This is a genomic window from Gardnerella sp. DNF01198P, assembly GCF_049244165.1.
Taxonomy (GTDB): Bacteria; Actinomycetota; Actinomycetes; order Actinomycetales; family Bifidobacteriaceae; genus Bifidobacterium; species Bifidobacterium swidsinskii.
In genome coordinates this window covers 476,793-493,834 of the sequence record NZ_CP058382.1, presented here as the reverse complement: position 1 = coordinate 493,834, position 17,042 = coordinate 476,793, and the positions used below count along the sequence as shown (strand labels likewise).

Annotated in this window: 17 protein-coding genes; 7 read left to right on the top strand and 10 right to left on the bottom strand. The window is 45.9% G+C overall.

Features of this window, described 5'->3' with window-relative positions:
• The first annotated feature begins 11 nt into the window (after nt 1-11).
• A complete protein-coding gene (locus HXT44_RS02185) occupies nt 12-389 on the top strand; it encodes a hypothetical protein (protein ID WP_033888656.1) in 378 nt (125 codons plus the stop codon).
• Between the two features lie 135 nt (nt 390-524).
• Here HXT44_RS02185 and HXT44_RS02180 read toward each other — a convergent pair whose 3' ends face one another.
• The 3 genes from HXT44_RS02180 to HXT44_RS02170 are packed head-to-tail and all read right to left on the bottom strand — an operon-like array spanning nt 525 to nt 1,719.
• Nucleotides 525-980 carry a hypothetical protein gene (locus HXT44_RS02180; RefSeq protein WP_421783058.1) on the bottom strand — a complete coding sequence of 152 codons (456 nt, stop codon included), beginning with the start codon at nt 978-980 and terminating at the stop codon, nt 525-527.
• Nucleotides 981-1,028: 48 nt separating this feature from the next.
• Nucleotides 1,029-1,268, bottom strand: a complete 240-nt coding sequence (locus HXT44_RS02175; protein WP_033888610.1) for a hypothetical protein — start codon at nt 1,266-1,268, stop codon at nt 1,029-1,031.
• Nucleotides 1,269-1,323: 55 nt separating this feature from the next.
• Entirely contained in the window at nt 1,324-1,719 is a 396-nt protein-coding gene (locus tag HXT44_RS02170; RefSeq protein ID WP_157754332.1) for a hypothetical protein, read from the bottom strand.
• Nucleotides 1,720-2,334: 615 nt separating this feature from the next.
• On the opposite strand from HXT44_RS02170, the gene mobC reads away from it, so the two are divergent.
• The 6 genes from mobC to HXT44_RS02140 all read left to right on the top strand — a co-directional run bounded on the left by mobC (nt 2,335) and on the right by HXT44_RS02140 (nt 9,575).
• Entirely contained in the window at nt 2,335-2,721 is a 387-nt protein-coding gene (mobC, locus tag HXT44_RS02165) for a plasmid mobilization relaxosome protein MobC (RefSeq protein ID WP_421783055.1), read from the top strand.
• A 9-nt stretch (nt 2,722-2,730) separates the two neighbouring features.
• Complete coding sequence (locus tag HXT44_RS02160) at nt 2,731-4,230, top strand: relaxase/mobilization nuclease domain-containing protein (RefSeq protein ID WP_421783053.1); 1,500 nt, start codon at nt 2,731-2,733, stop codon at nt 4,228-4,230.
• A 15-nt stretch (nt 4,231-4,245) separates the two neighbouring features.
• Complete coding sequence (locus HXT44_RS02155; protein WP_033888608.1) at nt 4,246-4,818, top strand: DUF3801 domain-containing protein; 573 nt, start codon at nt 4,246-4,248, stop codon at nt 4,816-4,818.
• Nucleotides 4,819-5,028: 210 nt separating this feature from the next.
• A complete protein-coding gene (locus HXT44_RS02150; protein WP_421783051.1) occupies nt 5,029-6,045 on the top strand; it encodes a hypothetical protein in 1,017 nt (338 codons plus the stop codon).
• Between the two features lie 17 nt (nt 6,046-6,062).
• Nucleotides 6,063-7,085 (top strand): ArdC-like ssDNA-binding domain-containing protein, encoded by a 1,023-nt coding sequence (locus tag HXT44_RS02145; protein ID WP_004110469.1) that lies wholly within the window; start codon nt 6,063-6,065, stop codon nt 7,083-7,085.
• 654 nt (nt 7,086-7,739) lie between these two features.
• The gene (locus tag HXT44_RS02140; RefSeq protein WP_421783048.1) at nt 7,740-9,575 is read left to right on the top strand and encodes a VirD4-like conjugal transfer protein, CD1115 family; all 1,836 of its coding nucleotides are present in this window, start codon (nt 7,740-7,742) and stop codon (nt 9,573-9,575) included.
• On the opposite strand, the gene HXT44_RS02135 is transcribed toward HXT44_RS02140, so the two are convergent.
• From HXT44_RS02135 to HXT44_RS02105, 7 genes are all read right to left on the bottom strand, one after another.
• Nucleotides 9,553-10,905 carry a hypothetical protein gene (locus HXT44_RS02135; protein WP_157754331.1) on the bottom strand — a complete coding sequence of 451 codons (1,353 nt, stop codon included), beginning with the start codon at nt 10,903-10,905 and terminating at the stop codon, nt 9,553-9,555. The two genes, HXT44_RS02140 and HXT44_RS02135, sit on opposite strands and share 23 nt — an antisense overlap.
• Before the next feature lie 7 nt (nt 10,906-10,912).
• Nucleotides 10,913-11,326: a hypothetical protein gene (locus HXT44_RS02130; protein WP_421783046.1), complete on the bottom strand. Its 414-nt coding sequence runs from the start codon at nt 11,324-11,326 to the stop codon at nt 10,913-10,915.
• A 159-nt stretch (nt 11,327-11,485) separates the two neighbouring features.
• Nucleotides 11,486-13,150: a CHAP domain-containing protein gene (locus HXT44_RS02125; protein ID WP_410311011.1), complete on the bottom strand. Its 1,665-nt coding sequence runs from the start codon at nt 13,148-13,150 to the stop codon at nt 11,486-11,488.
• A complete protein-coding gene (locus HXT44_RS02120) occupies nt 13,147-15,519 on the bottom strand; it encodes a VirB4-like conjugal transfer ATPase, CD1110 family (RefSeq protein WP_004110478.1) in 2,373 nt (790 codons plus the stop codon). The genes HXT44_RS02125 and HXT44_RS02120 overlap by 4 nt, the downstream gene beginning before the upstream one ends.
• Nucleotides 15,520-15,521: 2 nt before the next feature.
• Nucleotides 15,522-15,869, bottom strand: a complete 348-nt coding sequence (locus tag HXT44_RS02115; RefSeq protein ID WP_033888606.1) for a PrgI family protein — start codon at nt 15,867-15,869, stop codon at nt 15,522-15,524.
• A gap of 11 nt (nt 15,870-15,880) precedes the next feature.
• Nucleotides 15,881-16,720, bottom strand: a complete 840-nt coding sequence (locus HXT44_RS02110; protein ID WP_100066725.1) for a type IV secretion system protein — start codon at nt 16,718-16,720, stop codon at nt 15,881-15,883.
• Nucleotides 16,721-16,731: 11 nt separating this feature from the next.
• A complete protein-coding gene (locus HXT44_RS02105) occupies nt 16,732-16,998 on the bottom strand; it encodes a hypothetical protein (protein WP_050770727.1) in 267 nt (88 codons plus the stop codon).
• Nucleotides 16,999-17,042: the final 44 nt, after the last annotated feature.

The following is a 17,042-nucleotide window of genomic DNA, read 5'->3' as shown; positions in this document are numbered from 1 at the left end:
TGTCTACAATCATGAAAAGACTAACGAGTACTACTGCTACCGCGCGCCGTTGTGATGAATGGTGGGCTATCGAAGTTCCCGAAATCCCTGACTTGTTTACGCAAACACGTCGGCTTAATCAGGTTGAAGCAATGGTGAAAGACGTAGCACAACTACTCGATATACAAATAGAACACATAAGTGTAGAACCTCAATTAAGCAAGCAGGATGAGCAAATGCTACAAGCAATGCTTGAGACTAAGAGCAAAGCAATAAAAATACAAGAACACGCCTCATACTTAATGCGTCAAACCGTGAAAAATTTACGTAATCAAGACCTAACAATTCGCGATGTCGCAACAATCATTGGTGTGACCCCACAACGTGTTAGCTCGTTAGAAAAGTTATAATAAAATATAATTTTTCATTTCCTTTTCTGGACTATTACACGATAGCATAAATTATGAGTGCTCTGTAGGAGCACCTCCCAACAGAAGACTTCAAGTTATTCCTTGAAGTCTTCTGTTTTATTCATGATACTTTTATTATCTTTCATCTTTGTCGATCGCAGTCACGTCAATTACTTCAACATCTTCACAATCATCGTTCTTACTATGAGATGAACGAGCATCCATAAACATTTCTTGATCGACTTGAAGTTCTGCTTGCCGCATAAGTCGAGCTTGCTTCACGAGTTCTTTACGTGTTAAGTGTTGCCCGAGTCGTTCAATACCAAGCTGTAACATACCAGCAATTACAAGACAGCTAACAATAATCCAAACCATTTCCCAGATAGATGCTGATGGCATATGACTCTTATCAACAAACACAAAAATCAAAAGGCATGCACTAGCAAATATTAGAATAATCGATCGAATGATCCACAAGATTATCAGTAACGGGTGCGCAACAAGCTTCGATACTATTGACACTGCGTTAAACACTAACCGTATTACTGCAATCCCAATAGACACAACAAGGAAAACAAACAGATACGGCATTGTTTACCCCTTGACTATTACCAAACACGTGAACATTTGCTTACTATTTTACGCTTGATCGATATCAAGATAATCATCAGGGTTCATCAGTAACTCTCCTTCTTGCAGAGTTGAAGTAACAAACTGGCGCGTGTCAGGATCGTATTCAAATACGCATTCCTCATACGTGTCGAGTGTTGCTTTTATAAGATCATGGTCTTCACGATCAATATGCACGCGTATCTGATTATTCTCGTAATCAGTGATCGTGGCTTCATTACCGGTCAAACCAATAACTTGTACGAGCATAGGTTTTCCTTTCCTATCATGACCAGCGCTACGCCATGCTTGACTTTTTACGAGTTTACGCACGCGGGTCGGCAAACATTGTTTCATCATTGAACGCGTGAACTTGTTCATTATTCCATGCTTGACGCGATGATATTGCTTCATCATTTTCTTGTTGCTTGATAGACTTTGCTTGCTTAACTTCTACTTTGCACTTACGTGTGCTGCCATTATTAAATAACGCGTTACGTTCAACAGGTGATAATGAGAACATGGTCGTGATTTGTTTTTGCGACAACGCGTTTTCTTCCACAAGATGCGCGCCACACACACGCATTACTTCAACCGCATGCCGGTAAGCCTCCAGTGTTTTCGCGAACTCAACACAATTTTTCTTACTCGTTTTTAATCGTTCTTCTTCTACTCCATAAAACTTGTTGACTTGTTCAAGCGTACTTACCATACTCATCAATCCTTTCCGTGCACGAGAAAATTTTTTGAAAAAATTTTGTTCTTGTAGTCTTCACGTTACACGCTCGTAACAGAAAAAACTTGAACGAAACACACAATTTTTCTTGAATCAATGAAATAAATCTCACAGAATTTTTGCTTAATGTTGCGCAATCTTTACGAAAATTTTTACGTATTCATACATAAACAGCTCATGAAAAATACTGGCGAGAACCACATTATTCGCACGAACAAACACGCGTACCTATCCACTCAAAGCATTCAACAAACTCTCGTCCAGGAGAATCGTTCCTGGAACACGAAAAACGAGTTTGTCCAAATCAACTCCATGTAATCTCTACGAAAATTATAAATAAGCATCGCAAACACACGCGAGAAAGGAACTCAACATGCAATATTATCCCCGCTTTCCATGCTCATAAAAATATGAAGGAACCAGTCTACCTCATGCTTGTAAGCATGAGGTAGCAAGCGACGCAAATGTACGTACATTTACTCAAACCTTTGGTTTGGCTTGCTCGGGAAAACCCAGACCCTATAAGCACACTCGTGTGCTAAGCCGCTTCGCGGCAATTCATCATCATTATTTTCATAAGCGTAAGAAAGAAATACTGTTATGAGTTGGAATGAGAATCGTCAACGCCGTATTCGTAAAGAGATTGCGTTTTCTCCTGAGGAGTGGAGTAAAGCACAAACATTGTATGCGCATGCAGTTACATGTGATGCTATCTACCGTTCGTATACGTGTTTTGCGCGCGTCTTGTTAACACGTGGCGTGGTGAAAGTTACGCGCATGGAACCTTTAACGAATCCGGAGCCTATCGCGCGTGAACTCATGAAGATTGGTGTGAACATTAACCAGATTGCGCATTGGGCGAACGAGAATAAAACGATTACGAGTGAGCAAGTCCTGCAAGTATGCGACTTGATGAGTCAGGTACGAGCAACACTGGAAATGTTTTATCGCGACGCGCTATTAACTCGCGCTCAAACAGTGAAGTAAGGCGTGCTAATGGCTGTAGTAAAACTTGGCAGGATTGTGAAAGCAACAAAGACTGGTAGCACGATTGGTATCAGGTGTGTGCTTGATTACATTATGAATCCTGATAAAACATTGGGTGGTACTCTGGTGAGTTCCAACTTCACCGCGCCTACCAATGATAGTGGTTTGCTTGCCTCGATTATGGAAAATGATTTACGTGCTACTCCTCATGGAATTGTTGGCGGCGAACGCGCGTCACGTCTTATCTATCATGTTAAGCTCTCGTTTGCTCCTGAAGACAATCTGACTCCTGAACGCGTGCACGAGTTAGGCATGGAGTTTGCTGAGCGTATCACGCACGGAAATAACAAGTATGTGATCGCAACTCACACAGATCGTCCACACTTGCATGATCATATTGCTATCTGCGCTGCTAACACGATGACTGGATTGAAATGGCATCCAGAGAAAACCATTATTAATCAGTGGCGTCTGATCGCCGATGACATGTGCAAGCGTGAACACTTACACGTGATTACCCCAATGCTCGTGTCGAACGGGACGATCCCGATGTGCATGCAAGAACTCTACGCTACGTTAAAAGGAACAAGTGTCAAACAAGACATACGCGCGCGTATCGAACTAGCATGCGCGCAAGTCACTTCTTTTACCGAGTTCACACGCGTATTAAAAGATACTGGTATTAGCGTAAGCGTACGTGGTAAACACGTTAGCTTCACGGTTGACGCGACCGGTTTTAAGGTACGTGATACGCGTCTTGGCGCAGCATACACGCCGAGCATGATCATGACACGCTTAGCACAATCAACCGTGTTGGAAATGTCATTTCATACTTCACTGATCACCAATCAAACAGGTAAGAGCGTGACCGTGTGGATTCCTGGCACGCATCGCACACAGAAAATCAGTTTCAAGAAAACATGGACGATACCAGGTGAAACCACTTGGCGCGTATTTATCCCTCGCGCCACACGACTGATGATACAAAACAAGCAAGGACGATTCTTGAAACAACTGCACGCAGCAGGACTCTACCAATACTTCCAACAACCACAAACCCTTGATATGCAAGTTGACATTTCGCAGCATCTGCCACACGAGAAAATTGGTGTCAGTCTCGCGCAACAACGTTACTACGCATACCAGCAGCAAAAACTGGATGTTTTATCAGATAAAGTCACCGCATTGAACACGATCCTTGAATATCAAAGTCAAACCCACAGTGACTTACAAGCAATCATCAGCCAGGTTCAACAGGAAGTAGCACGCGCACGTAGCCAGGTATCTGCTTGCGTAATCGCCTTACAAGAAGCAATCAGTCAAGCAGACACTACTCTGGTTGCCGAAACACACCACGCGAAACAAGAACGTGAACAAGAACTTGACGAATTAACACGTAAACTCAACGCGCTTACACGCGTACTTACATCACGTGACACGCGTGAGGTAACCATGGAAAAAACACGTACCACACAACGTGAGCAGCCAACACACAATATCAAACACTAACGAAAGGAACCCATTATGGATGCTGGTGAACATTTTTACGACAGTATGAGGCAAAACATGCGTGAAACTGTCAGAATCGCACTGCGTTTACTTGCTAAACTCACTCAACTCTTACAACGCATGTCAGGAAAAGCCGCGCGTCAAACCATGAAAATCACAGGCAAAAGTGTGAAAACTGTGGCGCATAAAAGTAAAACCATGATCAGCCAAGGGCGTGTCAGTGAACGTCATCTTCAAACACTTGGCGACGTGCACACGCAAACCTTCCAACAAAACGTACTGCAACAGTTGGAACAATCCTTATATAAGGCTGGGATTCCTTACGCGATCGAAAACACGAGTACAGACAAGTTCACGCTCATGTTTCTTGGGAAAGATACCGATCACGTCACTCACTGTGTCGAACGTGCAATCAACCGCGCAACACATGATCAGCCAGTAAACAAGCCTGAGAAACATAAGACAAACAACGTGAAAACAAAGAAGGACATGATGAACACGATTCAAACCAAATACAAGCAGAAAATGAAAACGAAACACGAAACAGTGAAACCACCTGTTCAAACACCAACCATTAGTAAACAATAACACGAAAGGAAAGATCCTACGATGAATGATGAGCAAGCAATACGCTTAACGCGACTACAGGAAGCAATTCAAGCACAAACACCACCATGCTGTTGGATGCTTGACGACAATGGGATTGACCTATTCACAGTTTCCTGGCAGCAAACCACGAGCGGAGAGTATCAAGTACGCGATTTTTACCACTGGCAGTACCATCAGGATACGCATGAAATGATCATAGTGAAATTCGCATACGATCTCGGCGAACATGCGTCACAGTCCACGGTTCTTACGCAAGCACGCCAGCTTGTTGATTCTTATAATCAGCAGCGTAAAAAGGATGCTGGAAGCGTTAAAGATGCGTTTACTTGGCATATTAGCCAGCAAGCAGTTATGTGGCATACGAGCGAACAACCCTTGATTACTCGTCCTCAAACTACGATTGAGATTAACCCTTATCACGAAGATTATCAAACGTCACCAAATCCACGCGATAAACAACTTGATACGCTTACGGTTACCAGGCATAACACTTTAATCAGCGTATGGTGTTCAAGCCAATGGGTACGCCCTTACACGTTCACCGATAAGCATGGTCGTGAATGGAAGAAAATGCTCATCATCATGCCAAACGGTACACAAATCGTCAATAATCCTGTAGAAGGCTGGGCGTTCGACGCTTTCATGTCAACAACAAACCTGGAACGCAAAACCCTAGGAAAAGATGTGTGTCTCTGGTTGGATAAAACCAAGCCCATTACCCTGTTCCACTCGACTCCTACTGGTAAGGAAACCATGCGTGTCAAACCATGGGATCTCGCAAACATGTTACGTGAAGGTAACAAAATCGCGCGGAGCCAACGGCAACAAGACGTTGAACAAGCCAACCACATTATGATGCTTATTCAGCAAGAGTATCCCGAACAAGTCACGAATCTCGCTAAAAAACTCCACGAATATCAGACTCGCGGCACGTATGATCCACTCAAAGCATTACACACCGTGCGACGCTTGGTCAACAAGTGTCTTATCTACTATGAGCAAACCCATATCAATCCTGGGTGTATGCACGAAACTGATCTTACTATCTCGCAATCAGTCAGGCTCACAGCCGCGTCCAGCCTTCTTGAACGAATCGTGAAACAAACCATCTTCCACGAGATCAACAAGCAAACTATCAAGCAAACAGACGATGATGCGCCAACAAGACCCTCATCGCAACTCATCAACCGACACAGGACACGATAAGCAAAGAAAGGGAAACAATGAGCAGTGAGCAAATCAAACAGCGTGTCAATGAACTCAGTAACGAGTTACATCAAGCGATTGAAACGTATGTGCAGGATCCGGAACAAATCCTTGAACTCGCACGCTGGCAACTGCAATTTCACCAATTAAGCACACGCAACACGATACTGGTAAAACATCAGTATCCTGGAGCGATCCAAACGGCCGGATATAAGCAGTGGCAAAAACAAGGCTGGCAGGTTCGTAAAGGTGAGAAAGCAATACGCGTGTTTGCACCATCTACTATTAAAGAAGTGTTTAGCCTTGACGGCAACTACGTGTGTGCTCTACGCGATGCGACACGAGAACAGAAACAACAGATTACAAGCCACGCGCTTGAAGTACGTGAACGATCAAAAGGATACATAACTGTTCCTGTATTTGACTTGACACAAACAAACTGCCCGGTTGAACAGTATCCAAAAATTTATCAACAGTTCTACCTCTTAGGATCAACTGAGCATTTCCATGCGCTCAAGGACGCGCTTGACGCGTATCGCGAACAGTTAGGCATTGGATTCATTAACGATCCTCTCGCCCATCAAGGTGGCGAACGCGGCTACTTCTTCCCATCAGCTAATAGCCTATGGGTAAAGCAAAGCCTGGAAAACCGTCAATACTTAAAAACGTACGTGCACGAGTTAACTCACGCGCTCCTCCATAAAAACACGCATCTTCCACGTGAATTGCAAGAATATCAGGCGGAGCTTGCTGCCGGTATTGTTACCAATTATTACGGTATGGGAGACATGCAGGTTAATGCTGCATATATTGATAGTTACCTTCACGGAATGGACATTAAACAGAAAGAACAGCTTATCAGCGAAGTCGTTACCTCCAGTACCAGTCTTATCACCAATGTGAATAAAACACTCGCGCAACGCTACCAGTTAACTCCCGATATGATGCAAGACACACCACATCTACAAGCAGCAAACCAATCGGTTAGCCAACCTGCTTTACAACAGGAAACACTGCCAGCACCTCATCACACACGGTAATCAAAGAAAGGTTAACTGACATTGAATACTCCTACTATCATATGGTTATTCGGTCGACTCTTAGAAGCGAGCCTTCTTCCCGATAACAGTATGCTCTTAACCATAGCAGTACGATTTAGTGAAGATACGCAGCGCGTGGTCATGCACGCGCCAAAAGAGCATACGAGTAATATTCAAACCCATGCGACAAGTCAATGTTTACTTGTCGCACAATGTGAACTGTTGTCTTGTCAAGATATTACAGGAGCCAGTCTGCGCGTGAAGTGTCTTGCTTTCCAAGTAAGCACGAATAGTAAGACAGGCTCTGATGAGTAACCACGTGTCTTGCTTCACGCTTACCTATAGCATGCCAAGTGGTGAAGAAGCTATGATTCTAGCTTCTTCGCCACTTGGCAGACGCTTATGCCTCATGCCAGGAGTGAACCCGCCATGTCAGATTGTCTTTGATGGTGACTTCACACGTATCACTTCACGGCCCACAGTCAACAGTGAACATCATTGTCAAACACAACACGATCCACAACACACACATACGCATCAGTATGCAACACAAAAACCAGTTGCAAGCAAGCAGCGTAATAAACCAATCTTGATATCAAAAAATGACATAATCCAACAAATTAAAACCAAGTATGAAGAGAAACGAGCACGTACATGAAAAAGAAACTATTAGCCTTTATCATTACATTAATAATCGGGCATGTAGCCGGTAATCTCATCGCCTACCGTATCCAAGACGCGCTTGCACACGATATGAGCGCAAGTCAAACAATTGCATCGATACAAACCGCGCTCATACCTCCCTGGCATTTAGGCGTTGACCGTATTAGTATTCTCGCCGGACTTGCTGGTAGCGCTATCATAGGGCTTATCTGGATATACCAGTGGGGGCAACAACAGAAAAAATACCGTGATGGTATCGAATACGGTTCAGCACGATGGGCTTCACCTCGAGACATGGCTCCATACACCAGTAGTGATCCACGTAAGAATCTGCAAATGACACAAACTGAAGGATTAGCGCTTGACACACGCCAAACGAAACGTAATTTAAACACGCTCGTAATCGGATCTTCAGGAAGTGGTAAAACTCGTACCCACGTGATTCCGAACATTCTTACCATGAACATGAATTACGCGTGTACCGATCCGAAAGGTGAACTCTACGAGCAAACCCACACGCAATTAGAAACTCATGGATATACTGTGAAAAAACTCGACCTTGTAGACTTTACTACCCCCACACAGTTTAACCCGCTCAATTACATTGATCCCAGTATGCCCGACACGAGTATCATGCGCCTGGTGACGAATATTATGGATAACACGAATCCTAGAGACTCGAAGAAAACCAACAGTAATGATAGTTTCTGGGATAAGGCTGAGAGAAGCCTGCTAACGAGCATGATGGCTCTCGTTTACTATTTAGACGATGATCTTCTCGCTACTTTAACCAGTTCACACACTGGCCACACGTTGAACACTGTTGCTGATCTCGTGAATTGTTTGGAAGCCAGTGAGCAAGAAGAGTCGAAACAAAGTAAGATTGACATGCTCATGGAAAGTATTAGCGAAACAATCCGTGAAGAAGAAACACTTTGGAAAGAAGACCAGATGCAATCTCGCACTACGAATCCTGTGATCATTGAACGTCACCAGCTGATGCAAGGATTACGGTTCGCACTCACCCAGTATAAACCTTTCACGCAAGGTGCTGGTGAAACGAAGAAAAGCATTATCATTAGTCTCGGCGTGCGCTTAGCTCCTATCCAGGTCAGTGTCGTCAGGCAGATTTTGAGCACAGACACCATGCATATTGACCAGCTTGGCGCACCACATGCTCCTAAAATGGCGATTTTCCTAGCGCTTTCTGACGAAGATCCTACATTTAATTTTATCGCTGCGATCTTCTACCAATGCCTTTTTGATAGTATTATCCGACGATGCCGCACCTACCCAAACCAACAACTGGCTACCCCATTACATTGTTTCTTAGACGAGTTCGCCAACATTGGTCGAATCCCAAACTTCGATAAACTCATCGGAACTATCCGTTCTAGACATGTCAGCGTCAGTATTATTCTGCAAGCATTGAGCCAATTGAAAACCATGTACGACAAGAGTTGGGAAACCGTGACCGGAAACTGTGATAATACCCTGTTTCTTGGAGGAGCAGAACCCTCTACCACCGAGTGGATCGCGAAAATGCTCGGTAAGGAAACCATTGACACGCGTACCAGTAGCACGTCTAAAGGTAGAAACGGAAGTTACACGATCAACTATCAGCGTACTGGTCGAGACTTACTCACTCCTGAGGAAATCGCGCACCTCGACAATAATCTATGCCTTTACATGCTGCGCGGCGTGCACCCGTTTAAAAGTCGCAAACTCTGGGATCGTAGCAAAATAAAACCACCATTAAGTACACTAAAAAACACTAGCGTAACACATATAAAACACGCGACTCTCATAAGCTTGGATCCCGATTAGGCATCATCTCATGGTCAACAGAATCAGGCACATGCCAGTCAGGAGCAGAAGACTGCACGTACGGAGTTTGAGTTCGTGGCGTTATTGGTGGTCGTACAGACTGCAACATTGGCTGCTGAGAGACTGAATCCTGGTGTTCTCCTGACGCTTGCAACGGTCGTGAAACCGGTGCATGTTGATCTGTTTTACCTTCTTTCTGCATACTCTCATGAACCTGGCGCATGAGGAAACAAAGACGCGCATACTGTTTTTCTGTAATAGCGTGATTCAACCGGTCAAGTGTCGCCTGATCCGCTACCTTGCCTTTCGCCTGTTCAGCAAGATTACGCGCCTCAATAAGAAGTTTAACTTGCCTTTCACGCATGAGATCCACTGTTTTTGTAAGCTTACCAGTTTTAACCTTATACACACGGCTCGTTGACCGTAATTCCCGTGTTTGTACACGTAAATCTTCCGATGTCATGCTTGGCTTGCATGCGCGTATCGTGATCATAGGATCAGCGACTGCCTGATTATATGCATCCAGTTCACTTGCGCTTATACCTATCACCTCCATGATTTGTCGCTCAGCATCTACCTGGTTTACTATTTTTATCCAAGCTTTCCTCGACTTGACTGCCTGCTCGTACACGGTTTTACAATTTTGATAAGCTTGCAATTGCTGGCTAACTTGCCGATGGTCCCTGTTCGTACTCTCTGCGTGACGAGCAGTCTTACCCATCAGCATACCTGCAGCCAACAGGACGATAAGAAGAAGAACACCTATCAGTATTCCAACACGCACCCCACGCTTACTCACTGTACGTGTAAGCAATGGTAAAAAACCGCCGGTGTATGAGGAAGAAGATTCCTCATCATCAAACACATCATCACTATCATCGCTATCAAACAAGTCTTGTGTATGAACACGAGTTACTTCATCAATCACATCACGAGTATCACGCGTAGTATCAATTACAGGACTGTCAGCCTGCGCATCTTGCGCCTCTTCCTGGAATACCTCATTATACGAGTTAGGAACAATACGCTCCTGCCTTACCATGGGATCAAGAACATCATCAACACAAGCATCCTGTACACTAGGCGGTATTGGAATACGAGCCTTGAAAAACACACGCGAACGCGATTGAACATCTGCGTCTGGTTCTGGAGCGCCACCAGCCTGAACTATACCATCTTGCTGCACACGACTCACCCATTGAATAAGCGTTGGATACGCGTGAGGATGCGCAGCAATCAAATCAAGAAATTGAAACCAGTCTGGATCGTTCGCCATCATCCACAGTTGACGCGGCGTCAAATTTTTTGGAAGATGAAATTCCTTACTCACTGACACACTACCTTTCCATATCAAGATTTACTGGTAGCTTGTCGCCTACAATGTTGTATGCGCCTTGCCACGGTCCGGCTACACTCGAACACAACCAGCGGCCGTTTATCTGCTTGCCAAATTCAAGGATCCATGGTGCTTGCAAACCCGTGCCCACACTGCATGTGACGCTTCCTTGACTAGAAGTCATGAGGAACCCCGTATACTCGTCGAGTGGCTGGCGGGCAATACGCGTCACCGGAATACTTAAACCATTCGCATGTTTCGTATAATACTGGGCGATTAACGTTGCACGATTAGGCGTATCAGTCGTATAGGCTTGCAACACGCGTGGCGCGTAGCGCACACACAAGCCGCTCGCATCTTGAACATCAATACCAGCAGTAGACTTAGCTTGTTCACGGGTTGATTTACCGCTCATCGGAACACGCGAGCTTGTAATATTGTGAGTCTGATGTGACTCATATACATGTGCACTGATAAGAAAATTCGTAGCGATCAGCAAGACAATCATCAGCATGCTCAACGCAAAAAAACACCATGTTTTCCATGACACTCGACTCATATATTCCCTCTCCATTTAATGAATGAAACTGATACCACGCGCGTTCGCTTGTAACTGTGCGCGGCTGATGGTTTGTGTCACCACTGCCATCCACCCGGTTCCTGACTGACTGATAAGAATACTGCCATCCGGATTTACCTGCTCTACCACGGCTACATGCCCGTAAGCAAGCGAACTGCCGAGCACGCCAGCTTCAAACACCATCACATCCCCAGGAAACGCGGTTTTACTTACCGGATAACCCAAACGATGTGCGGTATCATCCCACTGACCACCGTTACCCATGTGGCTATCAACCGGTTTACCAATCTGCTTGCGTCGCATTGCAGCCCACCACGTGCACTGATACACGTCATAGTCAGGAATCGGATAGAACCCTAACCCCATACGCGTAATGTTCACGTGCATACCATCTTGCATCACGAGTGGTGGATTCAAAGTCCCATCAGCACCGACCTGCACCACGCCGCCTGCTGACGCTTCTGCGCGCATGGATTCACTCGCATACTTGTCTTGCGCTAAACCCATGATCCGGTTCACATACATAAGTGTTTCCAAAAACGGTGGCACACCTTGATATCGCAACACGCTGCCAATCCCAGCATTATATGCTGCCAGAGTCAGTTCGACCGTGTCTCCAGTGAGACGACCGTTTCGTTTGACTTCATCAATCTGATTAGCGAGCCTACACATGTAAATGCCTTGCGAGTAAATCGCATCATGCGCGTTCAACACGTCAGCGATTTTATCCCCGTCACCATCATGACCAACACTTGCCCACGTCAATGGCATAAACTGAGCAATACCCTGAGCGCCAGCAGGCGACTGTGCGCGCGAGTTCCAACCGCTTTCCGCCTCAATCTGCGCGGCAATGATACTTGGCGTTATCTGTTCACACAAGTTTCCAGCACGCCGCACGTCACTAACATATTCTTGCGGAACACTCGTGGCATCTTCGTGATGCGGTGAGGAGAAGAAGATACTGAAGAAACTCATGATCACCATAATCACCGCGAGAATCGCCACAATAACAGCGATGATCGGCATACTGATCGCACTGACCGCGCTGACAATAGCACTCACTACCGCTTGAATCATACGCCGTATGATTTGTGCAGACACGCGCGCCACACGAACACTCTGCTTAGCAGCACGCACACTAGTTTTTATGAGTTTTTTCGGCGCATGACGATGCCGGAACAGGAAGCGGGCACTACTAGTCACGCCACGCGTGCTCACTCGACTAGTCAACCTGGTCGCGCGCATTACATCTGCTTCAAGCCGTGTACTCAGCGTGTTTTCCTGATCTTCATCATCCTGGTCAAACAAGTCCAACAACGTAGAGCGCGATACACGTGGCACAACCTGTTTTACTATGTTTCCACTGTGACACACCAGGCTCCTTGCGAACTGCCGAGCATGCAACCTACCATGTTTCGATCGCGCAAACAAGCTTGGTGAGCGTAAACCCGTCAAGCTCGTATGCTGAGAAGCCTTTACACGAGACGATGCTTGATTCCGTGCACGACCCGTCGCATGATTATTCTTCTGTTTTAACTGCTGATTCTCACGCGCAACTACATTCCCCTGCACGTTCACTCGTCTACTCGTAACACTCGCGTGCGTTGCATAAATATGCTGAGAGGAGACACCAGTTGATGATGGATGTGCGCGAGTCATGAGGAGCGGTCACTAAAAGCGGTAGTAAACAGTTGATACAGTAAACCACCCTGAGGGATACGCGAGTCAAACGGGATAAACGCTTGACCAATTTTCATCAATCCTTGTCCAGGAAGCACGCCTGTGAAATACTGGCGTTGCTCATCCGAGAGTTTCAACAAGTCACATAACGCGTCTGCGTCTGTCGGATTCTGGCTCAAAAGCATCAGAAAATCACTATTCGCAAGCATCAGGCTCGCATCCTCATCACGAAGGAGTTCTTCAATATTCTGGGTAATACCAGTAATACCAAGCCCATACTTGCGCGCACGCTTGTAAATATCACGGAAACACGCGGAAGAATACTGGTTACCAAAAAACCGGTGAAACTCGTCCACATACAACCAGGTACGTCTGCCGTGTTTCTTATTCCTCGCTACCCTGTTCCACACCTGGTCAATCACAACCATCATGCCAAACGTGCGTAGCTCACCCGACAAGGCACTCACATCGAATACGGTAAACCGGTTCGTTAAATCCACGTTTGTCTGCCCGTTGAATCCGGAAAGACTACCAGCCGTGTACGAGTTCAACGCTAACGCTAGATTATGCCCTACTTTTTCACCAGAATCTTCCAAAGCTTGCTGTAAATCAGCAAGCGTCGGTTGTGTTAACCCACCCGTATTCCTATACTGTGCATACAGTTGCATCGTTGCACGGTCAACCAAGCTTTTTTCAATAGCAGTCAATCCACTATTACCACCAATGAGACTACCAATCATCGCAACCACGTTATTGGTTTTCTCTTTTACTGGATCCGCATCCTGATCATCCAATACGATATCTAACGGGTTGATACGCGTACCCGTACCAGCAGACACGCGAATAATCTCACCATGAAACGCTTCCGCGAGTGGAATATACTCATGCTCCGGGTCAATAATAATCACTTCATCATCCCTATTCAGGAACATGCCAGCAATCTCCTGCTTCACCGTGAAACTTTTGCCACCACCAGACGTGCCGAGCACGAACCCGTTCGAGTTCATGTGTGCGCGCCGGTCAGCAACTATCGGATTACCACTCCTCGCGTTTGATCCGTAGAACAAGCCATGTGCTTCGAATATTTCCTGCGTAGTAAACGGTACCAGAATTGCAGCCGAGTTTGTCGTAAGCGTTCGCGTCATCGGAAGAGGATTATTACCCAACGCTAGTTCCGCAGTTAACCCTTCCAACTGCATGAATTTCAAACTCTCCGCTTTACACGATTGCGCGGCCACTTTTGACTTCACCGTTTGACACGCAAGATCCAACGCTTCTAAAGTAGTCGCACTCACACCAATCACCATAATTGATCGTATAAGTTTTTGATTCGTTTGCATCAGCTCATCACGCAAACTTGCTATCTGATCCTGCTGGTCAGCAAGATCATCTGGAAGATCATCCGAATCCAATCCCTGTTTACGGTTTTTACGCGCGATTTCCATGGTCTGCATTTTAATTTCCGCGGCTTTACGACGCACAATCTTAATGCTTTCACTACGGTCAATCGGCGCTAAATGGATCGCAACGTTTACGCGCGCGCGTATCAATGTTAACTCATTAACGAGCTGATCAGACAATTCTGGCGGAAACTCACTGACCCACAGGGTACGATGATAAAACTTCGAGTCTAAACTCTCCACCACAAGATGAGAAGCATCCCTCGCATCAATACTCCACGGACACACATAATCCTTCGTACTATGTCGGCCTGGCTGACGCGCAAAATGGGTTTCACTAAACGTGAATGGTTCACCAGGACGGAGCACTTCCGCCAACAACTGCAGACGGTGCACACGGTCAAGACGCGTCGCATGACATTCATCAATACTGCGCATTTGCGCGATCAGCGAGTTCATAAGAGCGTTAAGCTTCGCTTGAGCCGCGTCCTTATCCGATTCAAGAATCGTCACTGTCAACGTTTTCACCGTATCCGTATTACGAGAAACAGTTTCCAATTTAGCTGACGCAAGTTGATTGTAATCCTTGCGATACGCGTCCAAACCATCACAGGCTTCACGCATCATAATCTCGTGCATTAACTGACTTATGCCGCGAGTACGTGTATACGAGGAAATTTGCAGCATTTGCTCAGCGTCAAACGAGCTGATGAGCTTAGCCCACCGGTCAACCAGCTCCATTTGATGATTTTCAGCGCTTAACTGATAGTTAATATCAGTAAACATGATGGAAGCACTCCACTTATTATCACCAAGATAAGCGATACCATTTTTAAGCATACTATCGTAACCAATCATCTGCTTCACACTCTTAGCAAACGTATGCTTACGCTTTAGCTGTCCAGCATGCTCTTTATTTACTTGCTGCGGTTGCCGTGTTCTTTTCATACTCACTCCTTCACACTCGGCTTACTAGTTTTCACCAATGGTTTTGCTTGACCATCAAGAAGATACACATTGCGCTGCGTGTAATGACGATACACGTATTGTAAATACTCTTCTGGTTTCAACCCCTTCGGACGCACCCACCCCCAGCAGGCGATAGGAACACCCAGAGGAAACACCACATACATAGCCAGATCCGTGGAAACTTGAAACTCAAGCCACAACAGCATAAAAGTTCCTCCACACACAATCGTGAGCATGATTGCGGCCAACAGCTGCCGCCAGCTCATCCCCATAAACACGCGCGACTCAATCGTGGTCAATTCACGATACACCGGCATTTGCAACGCCATAGCAACACTCCTTATTCTCCACCGAACAAGCGTTTCGCAACCCCGTTCGCCACAATCACCAGCATGCCCAAAAGCACTGAGTTCATAAACAGACCGCCAAAATTTCCAAACACCCAATCCGTTAACTGCACACCCTCACCTGGAGGCTTTAACGTGTCCTGTGCAAGACTTCGATACATGAGTAACGCGATCAGAATACTCGCGCCTTGAAAAATGTAAATCGCATACTGTTTGAAATAATTCACACCCCACGACTTCGTTTCCTCATGCGCTAAAAACGCGATCGGTAGCGGGTTAAACGCCGCCAACAAATACACTTGCACAAACCTAAGCATCATTACCACGATTACCATGATTGAAACCACATGCGAAAGCAGAAACGGGAGAATAACCAGCAAGCAACAAGCTGCCTGCCCCGGGATCCCACTATCATGAATCTGCTGACGCAACTGGTCACCAATACCCGTTGTTCCAACCACGCTCTGCACACTATGCGACACGAGAACACCGTTCAACACGCGACCACCCAACTGTTCAATACATTGCAACAAAAGTGGCGTATGCTGTGCTGCAGTAAGAATCAACGCGCATTTAATCATAAGCGTGGCAATCATTTTCGTACCAAGCTCACGATCCCCGTCAACCTTGCTGCTAATACGCGCAAGCTCTAACGTAAAAATTACTGCAAGCACGATCGACGCGATTGGTTTCACCGCGGTTTGCGCAACATTCAACGCGAGCTGATAGAGTCTTGAATTATATTCAGCAGGCATCGTTAACAGATCGGTAACCTGCTTAAAAGCAACACCCTGACCGATCTGATTGAGCATATCAACAAGCCACTGCTCCAATAGACGCCACCTTAAACAGCAAACGTCTTAAACAATGCAGCGGCAGCAATAATAAGGCCGCCACCCACCACCTGCCAGACGCCTGACTGAGTCTGCGGCCCATTCTGATCTTTCAAACCACCAGCCAACATAACACACCCCCACACAGTCCACAGTCCGCCACCAATCATCGCGAACCGGCTAAACAAATCTAACACTTGTGTAATCACCTCACCGCCCTGCGCAGCAAGAACAACCGGACGCGTAAGCAACCGTGTAAACAATTCACTTCCTACCATGCTTAATTCCTTTCACTCATCCATAATTCAACCGTTTGTTGAAT